The following is a 16,742-nucleotide window of genomic DNA, read 5'->3' as shown; positions in this document are numbered from 1 at the left end:
AATAATTGAGAATCAAGAAGATACGAGGTTAATTAACTATAAAGAGCAAAAGAAAAATGCCCAATTCAGTTGTTTGCTTCCCTAATTAAGTTTTCGGACGGCCTCCCCCTGTTTTAGGGTACATGGGTAGTTTTTTTATAAAAATTCTGCCCAAATATTCAGAATAGCTTAAAATGAGCGATTTATGAGTGTTTTACCTCAATTGAGGTAATGATTTGGCAATAGTGCTAAATTCTGCAAATTGCATACGTTTGCTTGTCAAACAACTCTTTTCAAAATTTACAGAAAAACATTCAACTACTCCTTGTCTTCCACAAAGCCATGGGATGAAAAGTCTCTCGTTGATAGGCTGTCTTGTTTGTTGTCAGCATTGGAATTCCAAATGTTCTCTAGTTCATGTACTGTTTGCAATGGTACTTTAACAATAGAGTCAGAAGCCACTTTCTCATAGTCATTTGCAGAATGATCTGTTTGTTCCTTAAAACTTAAAAAGAAAAAATTTCTTCCCCAACCATTACCAAATATAACATCTAATGGTTCCCCTGTATCTTTCCATATTCTGACTCTTGCTGCAAATCCAAAATCAAATTTAACGGCAGTACTATCATATGTAAAAGTTACAGTATAGAACTTTCTTCCTATCTGTTTTCTTATTTGAGGGCGGCTGTCTCCTCCGTAATCCTTCTTTTTGAAAACTTGAACATCCGATACGTTAGCCTCTTTAAAATATGGAACATACGCAGGACCAAAGGTCAAAGCCACGTTTCTTGCGCTATTTACAAGAGTACTATTGTCTAAGACCTCTGGTCGCTTGCATGAACTCAAGAATAGTGTACATAATACCGCTATTCCCCAAACTACAATCATTATAGATGGTATTTTTTTCATAATTCGTAATTTTTAATATTTATATTCTTGAAATATTGCGTATTGATTACTCTCTATTGATCCTTTCCACCAATTCATCTGGTGTAAGTATCTCCATCTTGGAGAAGCCAAACCACTTTTTGCCCAAGTCCTTAAAGGATGCACCTATGTGATATACATCATCATCTATACAAATGAAGCGGTCATGTGACAAACGGAATGTTTCAACCTCAATCGGTGCATATCTTCTATACGCTTGTCGGATCCTCGGTTAAGGTCGCAATTTGCGACCTTAAACATTCGTCCTTGGTCAATTGAAACATGAAATCTTCTGGAAATCGTTTAATATTACGTTTTACTTGCTCATTAAGACGCTTTGTTTCAACGCCATAAAGTGTGGCAAGGTCACGGTCAAGCATAACTTGTTGTCCTCTAATGATTTTTATTAGAGGCTCTATATTGTCAACACCAACCAACTGGTCACGATTTGTGACCAGTTCGCCATTTCCTGTCTTTTCCGTTATGTCTGCCATATTTCTATCTTTATTTTTGAGATCACAAATTGTGACCTTAAACGTGTTGTTACTTATTATTGCATTCAAAGGTAGTGCTTTTAGCCTTTATGCCACTATTGCACAACCCCTTTCTTTGAAAAGAACGTAAAATTAATAGTTTTATTGCTATGATTGTGTATTTTTAATCGCTTAACTCGTTGCACCGTACTCACGCCCCTTCCACTTAACTTTTGCCACATCCCGAATGGAATACCCCTTGCGGAGTAAACTAATTAGTGCCTAAAAGGGTGTTCAGTATTCAGTATTCAGTTTTTTTCGGGATAATTACCCTTTCTGTGGTTACAAATTATAAGTAGTTATTTTATATTATATATATATATATTTATATATATATAATATACTATCTATACAGAGGATGGTAACAAGGGCGAAAAAAACTGAATACTGAATACTGAATACGTTTTCCTATAATCGGGTATTACTTCGTAATATGCTGATTTATACCGCAAAACATAGTTTTCGATACCGCAAAAACATAGAGATGCGCCCCATAAGAAATAGAGTCCGTTTTTTAACGAAGTTTCAAATCGTAAGTGTTTTGCTGAAAATCGACCCTTATCACATGCCAAAATTTGGTAGATACAGAAATTCTTCGTATCTTTGCACCAGCAATCGAAGGAACAGCCTATCGTGCCGAAAACCGGTCATCTATGAAGACCGGGGCGGGGCTTAAATGATGGCAGGCGCCGGTCATCTATGAAGACCCAGAATCGGGGCAGAAACGAGGGCTTTCCGGGCAGTTGTGATTTCTAAGAACTTTTAAAAACAGTACAGAGTATGATTAACTACAGTATCGTAATGCGCAGCGTGAACGCAAATCTCCTTGAGATCAACCAGGCAAAGTCACGTATCAACCAGGCTAAGAAGGACGGCAAGGAGCCGGACAAAAAGGACACCGACCTGGTGAAGACCGAGAAGCAGAATGCGTTCGCCATCTCGCAGTACACCGATGTGATGACCATCGAGAAGTTTGCCAAGCACATCACTTCTCACGGCAGCGTGTATTCCAGAGCTGACATCAGCGCCATCCTCTACATGGCAGTGGACTGCATGAGAGAGATGCTGCTCGAAGGCAAGAAGATCCGACTGGGCGATCTGGGCGACTTCTCTATCCTGCTCGCCTCCAAGGGTGCAGAGACTGCCGACAAGTTTACGGCGCAGAACATCACCAACGTGAAGGTTCAGTGGGAGCCTGGTCAGCAGTTCAAGAACCTGCTCGACGACGCAGAATTCAACCTCGTGGCTAGCCGCAGCGCTCAGGCAGCCGTGATCAAGGCAATCAGGGAGGGCAAGACCAGCGTGGACCTCAACGTTCCAGAAACTCCTGACGGAGGCGGCGACGGAGACGGAACCACTGGCGGTGGAGCCCAGGGCGGCGGCAGCAATGCTGGCGGCAGTGGAACGCAGGGAGCTGGCGGTAGCGGAACCACTGGTGACCAGGGTACCAGCGGCGGCAATACCGGCGGTGAAGGCGGTGGCGACGACAACGTAAGTCTCTAAAAAGTAGAAGTCTATGAAGAAGGATACTTGGAAAATGGTGATTCAGATTGCGATTAGCATTCTCACCGCAATAGCCACTTCGCTTGGTGTTTCAAGCTGCGTGTAAGCTGCAAGAAAGCAGAACGAAATCTGCATGTGATTAGTTTTTGAGAAGATTTTATCTATTACAGAGAGTGTGTCATAAGTCCATGACGCACCCTCTTTAATGGCATTATTTCAGGCAAAAAAAATAGGATCTGTTTCACAACAGATCCTACCACATACTTACTAAAACTAAATTAACCACTAAAAAAACTAATATCTTTATCCCCTATCACTTTAGGGAGATTTTCCATTTATCTATGTATTTACTTAAATTCTTCTTTTTATATCTGCAAAGATAGAACTTTTCTGCGAAACGACCAAATTTTCTAGCCTTTTTTTACTAAAAAAAACGAAGAAAGCTCTGTTTTTTGCATTCTTTAAACCTTCGGCCTAATTAAAACTTGTAACCTACCGTAAGCAGGAGCTGATGGCGATTGTTATCTACCTTGCATGAAGTAGGGAGATTGTCCAATGTAGCATCATCCTTATTCACATAGCTCATAAACGGATAGAAATCACCCTTCTGGGTAGCATACTGATAAGCTACATCAATATTCAAGTTCTCGTAGTTAAAACCCACACCGCAGGTAAAGCGATTCATCGCCTTCCAGTTGGTATAATCGGTAGAAGTAGCGATATCTACACCATTGCTGCCAATCGACTGATCACGATAGGCATTCTCTCTGAACATCGGTGATACATAGTTGTAACCGAAACGGAGAGAAAGCATAGAGGTTGGCTTGATTTCAGCTCCCACCTTCAATGTACTTACACCCTTCAGGTTGGCACGGGTATCTGCATTCATCGCATCATCGCTGCTGCTTGACTCGTAATAATCACCCCAATAGTAATCGTAGTAACCGCCATCCTTCACGCGGTTGTCCATGTGGTCGTACCAGGCATACTCGTAGGTTGCACCCAGGGCAAGATAATTGCCCACGGTATGACCCATGCTGACACCCACCTTCCAAGGAGTGTTCAAGCGGAAGTCATAATCCACAGTCTGTCCCTTATCACCCAATGTGTAGCAAGGCACATTGACGATATTGCCGGCTGCATCCTTATCCTGGAAAGTAGCTGGTGCATTTTTGCCATACATACTCAGATCGTGGGCTGCGCTGAGCGAAAGATCATAGAACACCGGAGAATTGACGTAGGCACCGATGCGGAAAGGAGACTCCTCTACCGGACGGAAGATGATACCAGCCTTCACGTCATATCCAGTACCCGTAATCTTGATCTGCTCGTAGGAATCGCTGAAGTTGCCATCCACTAGATTCTCTGCATAGAGGGAATTACTGTTGTAATGAACATCATGCAAGCCGACGGTAAGACCGAGCCATACTCTATTGCCGATAGAACCGCTGATGTTGAAATCGTAGCTGCCGATGTAGCCATGCTGATATTGTCCGAAGAGATAAGACTGGGCTTCGGCGTAAGACAAATAGCCATTAGAGGTGAGGCTAAGCAGACCATTCTGATACTTGCCACTATTATCCTTGTAACCGCCAAAGTTTGCATCTACGGCACTCCATCCATCCACACCCTCTGCATTCTTGGCTGCAGTCAACTTGTTCTGCGAAGCCTTCGTGAGAGAATTGGCTGCGTTGAGGAGCTGTCCGAAATCGGTACTCTTATGATAATTGAACGCGAGATTGAGCGCACTGGAGTTTCTCATCTTCGTTGACCAGACGATGCCTACCTGGTCGAAGGTTGGATGACTCTTCTTGCCCTTGATATCTATGGTAGAATTGCCAAGGGAAATGCTGTTGTCTGCACCGCTCTGGGCGATGACGCCGGCAGTGAGGCTGATCTGATTCTTGCGGAAGAGACCCACACCGGCTGGGTTGGTACTGATGGTGGAGATATCGGCACCCAAGGCCTCCATCGCTCCACCCATACCTACATAGCGGGCGGTACCCGTGAGTTGGCTGGCTGCCAACTTGGTATCCTGATAGGTTTCCTGCGCAGCGGCACTCATGGAAGCCACGAGGGCACTGGCAAAAAGTATATGTTTTAAATGATTCATATTATTTCTAATTTTAATTGTTTATAAAGCTTTTGCCCTTTCAGGGCGTATTCATAAAAACCACTATAACCCAGGGCGATGCCCTGGGCTAGGAGCTTTTGGGCCTTCAGCCCGTACTTGAACCACATACGAAACTTCAGTAACTGAGTATTTCAGGGCGTGCTGGCAAATGGCAAATCCTTTCAGGGCGTATTTATCGGCGACCTCCGAAGCTGCCGCCGCCTGAGCGACCGCCACCTCCAAAGCTGCCACCACCGGAACGACCGCCACCGAAGCTGCCACCTCCGCCTACGCTGCCGCCACTGAGCTGCCGCTATTGCCGAAGCTGGAATTATTGCGCGTTCCGAAGTTGGAGTTGTTGTTGAAACCATTGTTCTCACGGCGCTGACCGAAGCTGCGGTTAGAACCGCTTCTGCGGGTATAGGTATTGTTATTGCCCTGCGACCCGCCATACACATATCCATGAGAAGCATCGATGCGACCCGGATTGTTATATCGCTTGCCACCGGCAAAACCGCCATAGCTTACATGCCCAATCATCGGACCACCCCAATACCAAGGGCCATACCAGCCACCCCAGCCATAATACCATGGGTCGTACCAGCCGCCATACCAGCCGGCATAGCCATAATACCATGGATCATACCAAGGATCAAACCATGGGTCGTACCAGCCCGTATAGTAGCCGTATCGCCAAGGATTGTGCCAGCCCCACATGCGGGAGCGCCAATAGTATGGACCATAGCCATAGTAGCCATAGAACCAAGGATCGTAGTAGCCATCCCAGCGGCTCATTCTGCGGGTGTTACCGAAATCCTCCTCCTCGTTGATATACTTCTGTGCGAAGTAAGCATCATCGTAGATGCTGTCGGGCGCCACCCCCTTGCCTACATGAAACTGGATGATATCGTTACCGAGTGAATCAGTACCCACTTTCTCGTAATGGCTCAGGAATCTGCCACCACGGTTGTACTCATCCACATTCCGGTTGCTGCCGCTCCAGAAGAGGGCATAGATACTGTCGCGGCGTGCCTGCTGAGCCTTGTACTCACGCAGTAACGCAGCTTTTCTCTCAGCCTTCTCCTTCGCCTCCTTCTTCGGATTGAAGTAGAGGTCGTCGTCCTGTGCCATCGAAGTGAATGGCATTGCGGCTGCCATCAGGACTGCAAGAAGATACATTTTCTTCATTGTATATTTCTCCTATCTTTTTGTTCTTAATGCAAAAATATCACTTATTTTGATGCAAAATTACAGAATTTCCCTAAATAATAGTAGGTTTTCCCCTATTTTTTTATAATTTTGCAGAAGATTTAAAGGATTTCAAACTTTTTAGAACATCCGTAAGTATTTTTAGGACAAAATCAATAGAAAAAAGATATGAAATATTTAGTAGCGACATTCAATATCGAGACATCGGCCGACTTGATGCAAGCCTGCCAGGACTTGCTCGCCGACGGTGCTGCCGAGGTGGATTCGAATCGTTTGAAGAAACCGAAACGGGTATGGAGGCATACGTGCAGAAAGACCTCTTCAACAAGGAGGCGCTGGATGCCTACATCGCCGACTTCCCTATCATGGACACCCAGATAACCTACGACATCCAGGATGCCGAAGACAAGGACTGGAACCAGGAATGGGAAGAGCAGGGCTTCGACCCTATCTTTGTGGGCGACCAGGTAGTGATCTACGATGCCAAACATCCGGAACTTTATCCGGATACAAGCAATCGTCCCGACATCATCGAGATCGGCATCGAGGCAAAGCTAGCCTTCGGAACCGGCAACCACGAAACTACCCGTATGATCATCGCACAACTGCTGAAGATGCCCATCAAGACCAAGCGCATACTAGACTGCGGTACGGGTACGGGCATTCTGGGACTCACCGCCTCGAAGCTCGGTGCCAAGGATGTGGTGGGCTACGATATCGACGAATGGAGCGTGGAGAATGCCAAGCACAATGCCGTATTGAATGGCGTAGATAACATGGAGGTACTCTTCGGAAACAGCTGTGTACTGAACCACGTGAGCGGTGTCTTCGACGTGGTGATGGCCAACATCAACCGCAACATCCTGCTGGAAGACATGAAACTCTTCCGCAGCGTGATGAATATGGGCGGCACACTGATTCTGAGCGGTTTCTACGAGGAAGATGTGCCTGTATTGCTGGAGAAGGCAGATGAGCTGGGACTGCACGAGATAACAAGACAGGTAGATAACAACTGGACCTGTCTGGTACTGGGAGCGTAAAACCAACAATAAAGAATAAAAACAGCAGAAAAAAAATAAAGCTTGATCTTTCCCCCTTGGAAAAATCAAGCTTTATTCTTCTTCATCATTATCCCACAATTTCTTTTCCTTGTCATTGCTGCCGATGCAAAGCTGGCGCAGATCGTAGTAGCTGCCGTTGTAGATATCGAAATCCACATAGCCCTTGATGCCCGGAAGCTTTCCTGCATCCGTATGCTGCCAGAACTTCCACTTGCCCTTGTACTGCACCTTATCTACATAATAATGCGCTATCCAGTAAGGATAGTCATCGAAGACGGGTGCGCTGAGATACTGCTCCTTAAACTTGTAATAGGTATAGATGATCGGTTTCACATGATACCTATCCTCTACGATATGCAGCCACGTGAGCACATCGCGCTGAAAATCCTCTACACTCTTGTCATCAGGCTTATGCTCGATGTCGAGTACGGGCGGAAGATCGCCATCCGTAAGATGCACCTGCTCCAGAAAGTAATACGCCTGTTCGCGAGCCGTAGATTTATTGCTCCAGAAATGATACACGCCACGGATGAATCCATAGTCGCGAGCCTGATTGAAGTTCTCGCGGAAATTCTCATCCAGGCGGCTGGACCTCGGTACTCTTGATGATGACAAAGCGCACAGGACAACCCTTGATCATCGCATTGTTGAGCTGCTCCCAGTCTATCTTGCCCTGATAATGGGAGATATCAATGCCATGAATCTCGTAGCCTTCAGGATACACCTCATCGCCATAGAGGGCACGCCATCTGAAACCGGTAGGGCCTACGAAGAAATGATAGAACAGGAAAACATACAGCACTACTACCGCCGTTCCACCAATCCACCATGCCAATCGGGGATAACGCTGAAAAACAGAAGACGAACGCCTTCTGCCACCAGAGCCCCCACGCCGAGAAGAAGTCTTCCTTCTCGCCACAGTACCCTTTTTTTGTGAAGAAGTCGTTCGTCTTGTTGACATATAATAATATGATTATTTCTTATTACTTAGCCTGCTCCAACTGGAGAGTCTTTGTGGTCTGATCACAAACCTCAGATGGACCCCAGTACTGGATAGGACCTGGATATACATAAGATGTCTCCTTAGCCCACTGCTCACGCTTAGAAGCGAAGAACTTGAATGGAGCACCGTCGAGCTCTACGAGAGCCTTGCGGATAACTGGCTTGTTGGCACCGTTACGACGCTCGATGTTCATCATCATTGTGATAGGCACACCACCGGCAATCCACTCTGCTGCAGGAGCTGTTGTATTCTTGATGATTGACATGTAACCAGTCTTGCCGTTAGCGATGAGGCGAGATGCGTTGAAACCGAGTGAGTAGCAGTAGTCAGCATCGTAGTTAGAAGGAGCTGCGCAACGTCCCTCGTAACCGAAGAAGTGGTGCTGAGCTGAGAACTTACCAACGTACTTACCCTCCTTCTTCCAAGCAGCCAACTTGTCAGCTACCATGCGAGAGAGCAACTTCTCTGTCTCGATGAGAGATACCTGTACGTTTCCGTGAGGGTCACGGTCGAGGCAAAGCTGGCGAGCTACGTCTGCTGGCAATGACTCCAATACAGCGAGGTTATCCTTAGCGATAGCACCCTTAACGAATGCAATCTGCTCCTCAGCGCCAGCAAACTCACGGCTCTCGCCTGTTGCAGGATCTGTAAGAACCTCGTTCAACTCTGCGATAAGCTTCTTGATAGCTGGGATGAACTCGATCAAGCCCTCTGGGATGAGAACAGTACCGAAGTTGTTGCCATCAGCAGCACGGTCAGCTACTGCTGTAGCGATGTATGTTACAACATCATCAAGAGACATCTCCTTAGCCTCTACCTCCTCAGAAATCAGGCAGACGTTTGGCTGAGTCTGGAGTGCGCACTCAAGAGCGATGTGAGAAGCAGAACGACCCATCAACTTGATGAAGTGCCAGTACTTGCGTGCAGAGTTACAGTCGCGCTCGATGTTACCGATGAGCTCAGAGTATGTCTTGCAGGCTGTATCGAAACCGAAAGAAGTCTCGATCTGCTCGTTCTTCAAGTCACCGTCGATAGTCTTAGGGCAACCGATTACCTGAACGCCATACTTCTTGGCAGCATAGTACTCAGCGAGAACGCAAGCGTTGGTGTTAGAGTCGTCACCACCGATGATAACGAGTGCCTTGATACCGAGCTCACGGAGAATCTCGATACCCTTCTCAAACTGGTCTTCCTTCTCCAGCTTGGTACGGCCAGAACCGATGATATCGAAACCACCAGTGTTACGGTACTCGTCCATAACTTCAGGAGTAATCTCCATATACTTGTGATCAACGAGACCGCCAGGACCGAGGATGAAGCCATAGAGCTTGTTAGCTGGGTTGAGAGACTTCACACCGTCGAAGAGACCAGAGATCACGTTGTGACCGCCAGGAGCCTGACCGCCAGAAAGGATAACACCTACGTTGAAAGCAGGGAGTTCCTGAGCCTCGCCAGCCTCGAAAGTAATAACAGGCATTCCGTATGTGTTAGGGAAGAGAGCCTTGATTTCTTCCTGGTTACCTACTGACTGAGTTGCTGCACCCTCAACTGCCTTTACAGGACCCTGAAGCGCCTTTGGCAACTTTGGCTGATAAGCAGCTCTTGCAATCTGCAATGCACTTTTTTCCATAATTCTTTTATTAATATTTAATTAGTTGAAACTTCAAAAACACTGCAAATTTAAGGTTTTTCTACGAGATACGGAAAGAAAAATGCTAAAAATGAGTTAATATCGATATTTTTTTGATTTTCTATTGCTTTTCCAAAGAAAATGATTATCTTTGAGCCAATGTTTTTAACCAATTATTAATTTAGAAATAAGAATTATGGCTAACAAAAGAGATTTAAAACGCACTATCAACTACATCACCAGCGAGCTTTTCGCTGAGACTGTAGCAGCGTCTTTGTACAATGGAAAACCTTCTCAGGAGGACGTAGATGGCATCCTTTCATCTATCGTAATGGTCAATAACGACTTCATCAAGCGCGTTTCTCACCCAGAGCCTGGCATAAAGCCGGGAGCATACTATCAGAACCTGATTCATGACTTCAACAAGCAGGTGAGCGAGATTATCGACCAGATCTCCAACATGGGATAAGCCCCAAGAAACGGAGAAGAACATCCATTATACCTATAATATATAGATAACAGATTAAAATGATCAAGGACATCTGTCAGTGGATATTATACAAGCGAATGGGATGGAAGAAGGAAGTAACCATCGACTTTCCCAAGAAGTACATCATCTGTCTTGCACCACACACCAGCAACTGGGACTTCCTGATAGGACAGCTCTACTCCAGAGCTGAGAACATCAAGAGCAACTTCCTGATGAAGAAGGAATGGTTCTTCTGGCCGCTGGGTCCTATCTTCAGAAAGATGGGTGGCGTACCGGTGTGGAGAAGCAAGCATACCAGCATGACCGACAACCTGGCCGAAGAGGCTAAGAAGCGCGAGAGTTTCGGTCTCTGCATCACTCCGGAAGGTACCCGCTCGCTCAACCCGGAATGGAAGAAGGGATTCTATTTCATCGCCCTCAAGGCAGGCATCCCTATCCTACTCTACGGCGTGGATTACGAGAAGAAGGTGATACAGTGCACCAAGATGATCATCCCTTCGGGTGATGTGGAGAAGGACATGCGGGAAATCAAGCTGTACTTCAAGGATTTCAAGGGAAAGAAACCTGAGAAATTCTCTATCGGAAATATCGACTAACAAGCAAAAAGAAAGGAGGATGTGTCATAAGTCCAGATAATGGCAACCGAGGACGGGCTAGGAGCTTCTGCCCTTTCAGGGCGTATTGGATGTGACTTATGACACACCCTCATCATAGAAGAAAGTGAAAAAAACGAGATTTACAAAATATGGGCTGATAAGCAGTCTGCTTATCTCTTCCGGATTCATGCTGCAGGCATTCGATGAGGGAAACAGTCATGCATGGGGAAACATCGAATACGATGAAGATCCGTGGGTGTTCAACGCCTCACGCCCCTACTTCGTGACTGCCGGACTGCAGAACCGGCATCTCTCACTATGGGCATCGCACGGAAGATACTGGGATGCTGAAAGAGGATGGAAATGGCAACGTCCTAACCTCTTCTGTACCACGGAAGACCTCTTTACCCAGACCATTGTGGTGCCTTACCTCATCCCGATGCTGGAAAATGCCGGCGCCATTGTCTTCACTCCCCGTGAACGCGACTGGCAGCAGCAGGAGATTGTTGTGGATAACGACGACAGACACTCCATCTCCTACCAGGAATTCGTGAATGGCAAGAAATGGAAGAACTGCGACTCCCTGGGATTCGCCAACCTCCAGGCTTCCTATCAGGATGGAGAAAATCCGTTCCAGATGGGTACCGTGAGACAGGCGAAGGCTACCAAGCGAAAGAAAAACAGCCTGGTAAGCTATCAGCCTAACTTCCAGAAAGAGGGAAAATATGCCGTTTATGTAAGCTACCAGACACTGCCCAAGAGTGTACCCGATGCCAAATACATCGTCTATCACAAGGGACAGGCTACGGAATTTACCGTCAACCAGCGTATGGGTGGCGGCACATGGGTATATCTCGGCACCTTCGAGTTCGACAAGGGATGCAATGAATTCAACCGTGTGGTCTGCACCAATCACGCTTCACGCAGAGGTGTCGTAACCACCGATGCCGTACGATTCGGAGGCGGTATGGGCAACATAGAACGTGGCGGATTCGTAAGCGGACTGCCACGCTGCCTGGAAGGAGCAAGATACTACGCCCAGTGGGCTGGAGCACCCTATAGCGTGTATGGCGGAAGAAAGGGAAAGAACGATTATGCCGACGACATCAACACCCGTTCGATGATGACCAACTGGCTGGGAGGCGGCAGCGTATATATGCCGGCAATGGACGGCAAGCGCGTGCCGATAGAGCTTTCTCTCGCCCTGCACAGCGACGCAGGATACAACCCTGACGGACAATCCACCTGGGGTGCACTCGCTATCTGCACCACCGACTTCAACGATGGTATGCTGAACAGCGGCATTTCAAGATTTGCTTCAAAGGATTTTGCTAAGGCTTTGAGAGATAATCTTGTAGAAGATATAACCAATACCTTTGGTTCATTCGGAAAACGCTATCTCTGGGACAGAAACTATTCGGAGACCCGACTGCCGGAAGTACCATCGGCAATCATCGAAATGCTCTCTCACCAGAGCTTCCCGGACATGCGCATCGCACAGGATCCGATGGGCAAGTTTACCATCGCCCGCTCCATCTACAAGACCATTCTCAGATTCGTGAGCAGCAACCATGACGAACCGTATGTAGTGCAGCCTCTGGCACCCAACCACTTCAGTGTGGAGGTGGATGAACTGGGCTATGCCAGCCTCACCTGGAATGCGCAGCTTGACAAGACGGAACCTACCGCCAAGCCAACCAGCTACATCGTTTATCAGGCAGAAGGCAAAGGCGGATTCGACAATGGTACGATGGTTCGCTCCAACATCTACAACGTGAAGCTGGAGCCAGGCAAGCTCTACAACTTCCGGGTAGCAGCCGTAAACCAGGGTGGCGAGAGCTTCCCATCAGAAACCCTCTCGGCACTCTATAACCCTACTGCCACCAACAAGATTCTGATCGTGAACAATTTCCATCGCCTTGCCTCACCGCAGGTGGTAGATAACGACAGTATCCAGGGCTTCGACTTCGACCAGGACCCAGGCGTAAGCTATGGTCTGACGGCGGGCTGGAGCGGCAAGCAGAAGGTATTTGACATCCATAGAATGGGTATCGAATCATCCAGCGGACTGGGATACAGCGGCAACGAGATGATAGGACAGTTTGTGGCAGGCAATGACTTCAACCATACCGTGGAGCATGCCCAGGCTATCGCTTCCGGCAACAAGTACAGCATCGCCAGCTGTTCGAGCGAAGCCATCCTTTCGGGAAGAGTGAAGATGACCGATTATCAGGCAGTGGACCTCATCAATGGTCTGGAGCGCTACGACGGTTATACCCACCAGTACTACAAGACCTTCACCCCAACCATGCAGAAGCGCATCAAGTACTATGCCCTCAACGGCGGAAAATTGCTTGTGAGCGGCTCCTACAACGGCAGCGACATGCAGGATGAAGAGGAGAAATCATTCATGGGCGCCATTCTGAAAGTAAACTATGAGCCTACCGGCACCAAGTTTATCGTGCAGGATGTCAATCCGGAAGATTCCACCATTACCGAGCGAGACAGTATCGTAACTACATCGCCTATGGTAAGCGGACTGGGCAAGGAGTTCAGCTACTATCATTCGCTGAATGCCAAGCATTATGCAGCCACCCATCCGGAGATTCTCAAGCCAATAGGCAGCACAGCCTTCTGCGCCATGCGTTATCTTACGGGAACCAGCGCAGCAGTTGCCTACAGGAGTACCAGCTACCGCACCTTCACCATGGGATTCCCATTGGAGTGCATCAGCGATGAGAAAACCCGCTACAGCATCATGCAGGGTATTCTGAAGTTCTTAACAGAATAAATTTAAAATCAATAAAATATGTATAAGATTCAAGCAAACCAGTCTGGCACACGCTCTATCGAAGTGAGCGACCAGCATTTAGAGACTATTGACAAGTATCAGTTGCTCCGCAACCTCGTAGATAGCAATGGCATCATCGACGAGGAAGTGCTCGACAAGTTAAGATTCAACGTCCGTTCTCTTCTGGAGAGCAGCGACATCAAGGACAAGGAGTTGCTCGACCTCTGCCTCGACGTAATCTACAACCAGAATATGAAGGCACTCGGCCTCCACAACCTCGTATTGCTCTACGTAGATTGGAAAGACAAGAAGGATGCACAGGAAGCAGCTGAGGCTGAGCCAGATGCAGTGAATGACTAAAGTATATTGAATGGATTATAAGTTAACAGATTTTCTCCCAACAACCAAGAAGGAGTGCGAACTCAGAGGATGGGACGAGCTGGACGTCATCCTCTTCTCGGGTGATGCCTACGTAGATCATCCATCCTTCGGACCGGCTATCCTCGGAAGAATCCTGGAGGCTAACGGCTATCGCGTAGCATCGTGCCTCAGCCCGACTGGCATGGCGACTTCCGTGACTTCAAGAAGCTCGGTCGCCCTCGCCTCTTCTTCGGTGTTTCGCCAGGAGCCATGGACTCGATGGTAAACCGCTACACGGCAAACCGCCGTATGCGCAGCAGGATGCCTTCAGTCCTGACTCCCGCCACGACATGCGTCCCGACTATCCGTCTATCGTCTATACCCAGATACTGAAGAAGCTCTATCCCGACGTACCTGTGGCACTGGGCGGTATCGAGGCATCACTGCGCCGCATCAGCCACTACGACTACTGGAAAGATGAACTCCGCAAGTGCATCCTCTGCGATTCGGGTGCCGACCTCATCCTCTATGGCATGGGCGAACGCTCCATCGTGGAACTTGCCAATGCATTAGCCGAGGCAAGACCATGGACCAGATTCACGAGATGCCGCAGGTGGCTTTCTACTGCAAGGAGAAGGACATCCCTGGCGGATTCAAGGAGGATGACATCATCCTGCATAGCCACGAGGAATGCCTGCATAACAAGAAGGGACAGGCGGAAAACGTGCGCCATCTGGAGGAAGAAGCCAACAAGATGCATGCCCAGCGCATGATTCAGGAGACCGACGGCAAGTATGTGGTGGTGAATCCACCATTCCCGCTGATGACCACCGAAGAGCTGGATGCAGCCTTCGACCTGCCTTACACCCGTCTGCCTCATCCTAAGTACAAGGGCAAGACCATTCCGGCATACGAGATGATCAAGTTCTCTGTGAACCTGCATCGTGGCTGCTTTGGCGGCTGCTCATTCTGTACCATTTCGGCACATCAGGGAAAATTCGTGGTTTGCCGAAGCAAGGAGAGCATTCTGAAAGAGGTGAAGAAAATCATCGAGATGCCTGATTTCAAGGGCTATCTGAGCGATCTGGGCGGTCCTTCGGCAAACATGTATGGCATGCACGGCAAAAACCAGAAGGCGTGCGAGGTATGCAAGCGCCCATCGTGCGTGAACCCTCAGATTTGTCCGAACCTGAACACCGACCACAGCAAGCTGCTGGAGATCTATCATGCCGTAGATGCCCTGCCGGGTATCAAGAAGAGCTTCATCGGTAGTGGTGTGCGCTACGACCTGCTCCTACACAAGAGCAAGGACGAGAAGGTGAACCAGGCGGCAAGGGAATATACCCGCGAGCTGATCACCAAGCACGTGAGCGGTCGACTGAAGGTAGCACCGGAACATACCAGTCCAGAGGTATTGAAGTTTATGCGCAAACCATCGTTCGATCTCTTCTACGAGTTCAAGCGCATCTTCGACAAGATCAACAAGGAAGAAGGTCTCAACCAGCAGATCATTCCATACTTCATCAGTTCGCATCCGGGCTGTCATGAAGAGGATATGGCAGAGCTGGCGGTAATTACCAAGGGACTCGACTTCCATCTGGAGCAGGTACAGGACTTCACTCCTACCCCAATGACGATTTCTACGGAAACCTGGTACACGGGATACGACCCATACACCTTGGAACCAGTATTCAGTGCCAAGACCCAGAAGGAAAAGCTTGCCCAGCGCATGTTCTTCTTCTGGTACAAGCCGGAGGAGCGCCGTGCCATTGAGAGCGAGCTTCGCCGTATCGGCAGAACGGATCTCATAGACAAGCTATACGACAAGAAGAGCTTCGGTGGAAATCATGGCAGAGGTTTCAAGGGTAAGAAGACCAACTTCGACGACAAGGCGATTGGTTCTACCTATGACAATCCAGGCGTGGGCAGAGGAGCCAAGGGCAAGCGTAGTGCCGGCAGAAATACAGCAGAGCCAAATGGCGGAAAAGGCCGTGGCAGAAATGCAGCAGACCGCTTTGCGCCAAAGGGATATGGCAATGTGGGATGCTATGATGAGGAGAAATATCTCAATGAAGGCCGTCCTTTGAATGGTAAATCTTCAAGAAACGGTCATGCTCAGCAAGGCAGAGGAAATAATACTCCGCAGGGCAGAAGCAACAACGCCAATGCTAATATCCGCGATGCAGTAGCCGCAGCCAGAGCCGAGCTACGCAATCAGAAAGACCAGGGTGCCGGCTTCTTCAAGGACAAGAAGAAAAAGAGTTTCAATCCTAATTTCGATACCGACAACCACAATCGCAAGAACCGCTATAACAGCGGAGACAAGAACGAGCGTGGCAGCGGACGTGGAAACCAGGGAAGAAACGAAGGAAGAGGCAGGAGAAAATAATATGAAATGAATTTAAAAAAGAGGGTGTGTCATAAACCACATCCCATACGCCCTGAAAGGGCAGAAGCTCCTAGCCCAGGGCAACGCCTGGGTCTATATATCAACAACAAAGTCGCCCTGTAAGGGCAAAAGCTTTAAATATGAGAAGCTTTTGCCCT

Annotated in this window: 10 protein-coding genes and 4 pseudogenes; 8 read left to right on the top strand and 6 right to left on the bottom strand. The window is 48.0% G+C overall.

Annotation, left to right across the window (positions count from 1 at the left end; all coding sequences use genetic code 11):
- Positions 1-297 precede the first annotated feature (297 nt).
- The gene (locus DW830_RS13605; protein ID WP_119250276.1) at positions 298-888 is read right to left on the bottom strand and encodes a hypothetical protein; all 591 of its coding nucleotides are present in this window, start codon (positions 886-888) and stop codon (positions 298-300) included.
- 239 nt (positions 889-1,127) lie between these two features.
- Positions 1,128-1,400 (bottom strand): annotated as a pseudogene (locus tag DW830_RS17405) (ORF6N domain-containing protein); the annotation flags it as partial.
- A gap of 819 nt (positions 1,401-2,219) precedes the next feature.
- On the opposite strand from DW830_RS17405, the gene DW830_RS16715 reads away from it, so the two are divergent.
- Positions 2,220-2,942: an HU family DNA-binding protein gene (locus DW830_RS16715; RefSeq protein ID WP_119250275.1), complete on the top strand. Its 723-nt coding sequence runs from the start codon at positions 2,220-2,222 to the stop codon at positions 2,940-2,942.
- A gap of 13 nt (positions 2,943-2,955) precedes the next feature.
- Positions 2,956-3,048, top strand: a complete 93-nt coding sequence (locus DW830_RS15925) for a smalltalk protein (RefSeq protein WP_153089932.1) — start codon at positions 2,956-2,958, stop codon at positions 3,046-3,048.
- Positions 3,049-3,420: 372 nt separating this feature from the next.
- Here the strand turns inward: DW830_RS15925 and DW830_RS13585 are convergent, their stop codons facing one another.
- Together DW830_RS13585 and DW830_RS13580 are read right to left on the bottom strand one after the other, a co-directional pair.
- Entirely contained in the window at positions 3,421-5,055 is a 1,635-nt protein-coding gene (locus tag DW830_RS13585; RefSeq protein WP_119250274.1) for an OmpP1/FadL family transporter, read from the bottom strand.
- 288 nt (positions 5,056-5,343) lie between these two features.
- Positions 5,344-6,243: a hypothetical protein gene (locus tag DW830_RS13580; protein WP_317125427.1), complete on the bottom strand. Its 900-nt coding sequence runs from the start codon at positions 6,241-6,243 to the stop codon at positions 5,344-5,346.
- A 189-nt stretch (positions 6,244-6,432) separates the two neighbouring features.
- Between DW830_RS13580 and prmA the strand changes: the two are divergent.
- Positions 6,433-7,304 (top strand): annotated as a pseudogene (gene prmA / locus DW830_RS13575) (50S ribosomal protein L11 methyltransferase).
- Positions 7,305-7,376: 72 nt separating this feature from the next.
- Here prmA and DW830_RS13570 read toward each other — a convergent pair.
- Positions 7,377-8,286: pseudogene (locus DW830_RS13570) on the bottom strand (glycoside hydrolase family 25 protein).
- 22 nt (positions 8,287-8,308) lie between these two features.
- The gene (locus DW830_RS13565) at positions 8,309-9,958 is read right to left on the bottom strand and encodes a diphosphate--fructose-6-phosphate 1-phosphotransferase (RefSeq protein WP_119250273.1); all 1,650 of its coding nucleotides are present in this window, start codon (positions 9,956-9,958) and stop codon (positions 8,309-8,311) included.
- A 196-nt stretch (positions 9,959-10,154) separates the two neighbouring features.
- Between DW830_RS13565 and DW830_RS13560 the strand changes: the two genes are divergently transcribed.
- The 5 genes and pseudogenes from DW830_RS13560 to DW830_RS16705 form a co-directional block, all read left to right on the top strand.
- Complete coding sequence (locus DW830_RS13560) at positions 10,155-10,427, top strand: hypothetical protein (protein WP_117662082.1); 273 nt, start codon at positions 10,155-10,157, stop codon at positions 10,425-10,427.
- A 59-nt stretch (positions 10,428-10,486) separates the two neighbouring features.
- On the top strand, positions 10,487-11,044 hold the full coding sequence (locus tag DW830_RS13555; protein ID WP_117662081.1) for a 1-acyl-sn-glycerol-3-phosphate acyltransferase: 558 nt from the start codon (positions 10,487-10,489) through the stop codon (positions 11,042-11,044).
- A 124-nt stretch (positions 11,045-11,168) separates the two neighbouring features.
- A complete protein-coding gene (locus DW830_RS13550) occupies positions 11,169-13,835 on the top strand; it encodes a fibronectin type III domain-containing protein (protein WP_233544541.1) in 2,667 nt (888 codons plus the stop codon).
- A gap of 18 nt (positions 13,836-13,853) precedes the next feature.
- Positions 13,854-14,195 (top strand): hypothetical protein, encoded by a 342-nt coding sequence (locus DW830_RS13545; RefSeq protein WP_089542752.1) that lies wholly within the window; start codon positions 13,854-13,856, stop codon positions 14,193-14,195.
- A gap of 10 nt (positions 14,196-14,205) precedes the next feature.
- Positions 14,206-16,101 (top strand): annotated as a pseudogene (locus DW830_RS16705) (YgiQ family radical SAM protein); the annotation flags it as partial.
- Between the last annotated feature and the right edge of the window lie 641 nt (positions 16,102-16,742).

Source organism: Prevotella sp. AM34-19LB (genome assembly GCF_003468525.1).
Taxonomy (GTDB): Bacteria; Bacteroidota; Bacteroidia; order Bacteroidales; family Bacteroidaceae; genus Prevotella.
The sequence above is the reverse complement of the archived record's forward strand: the minus strand, read 5'-3'. Positions and strand labels throughout refer to the sequence as shown.

What these genes read in the sequence shown, in the direction of transcription:
- DW830_RS16715 (WP_119250275.1), top strand. Translation starts at nt 2,220, where the DNA reads ATGATTAACTACAGTATCGTAATGCGCAGCGTGAACGCAAATCTCCTT.
- DW830_RS13580 (WP_317125427.1), bottom strand. Translation starts at nt 6,243, where the DNA reads ATGAAGAAAATGTATCTTCTTGCAGTCCTGATGGCAGCCGCAATGCCA.
- DW830_RS13560 (WP_117662082.1), top strand. Translation starts at nt 10,155, where the DNA reads ATGGCTAACAAAAGAGATTTAAAACGCACTATCAACTACATCACCAGC.
- DW830_RS13545 (WP_089542752.1), top strand. Translation starts at nt 13,854, where the DNA reads ATGTATAAGATTCAAGCAAACCAGTCTGGCACACGCTCTATCGAAGTG.
- DW830_RS13585 (WP_119250274.1), bottom strand. Translation starts at nt 5,055, where the DNA reads ATGAATCATTTAAAACATATACTTTTTGCCAGTGCCCTCGTGGCTTCC.
- DW830_RS15925 (WP_153089932.1), top strand. Translation starts at nt 2,956, where the DNA reads ATGAAGAAGGATACTTGGAAAATGGTGATTCAGATTGCGATTAGCATT.
- DW830_RS13555 (WP_117662081.1), top strand. Translation starts at nt 10,487, where the DNA reads ATGATCAAGGACATCTGTCAGTGGATATTATACAAGCGAATGGGATGG.
- DW830_RS13565 (WP_119250273.1), bottom strand. Translation starts at nt 9,958, where the DNA reads ATGGAAAAAAGTGCATTGCAGATTGCAAGAGCTGCTTATCAGCCAAAG.
- DW830_RS13605 (WP_119250276.1), bottom strand. Translation starts at nt 888, where the DNA reads ATGAAAAAAATACCATCTATAATGATTGTAGTTTGGGGAATAGCGGTA.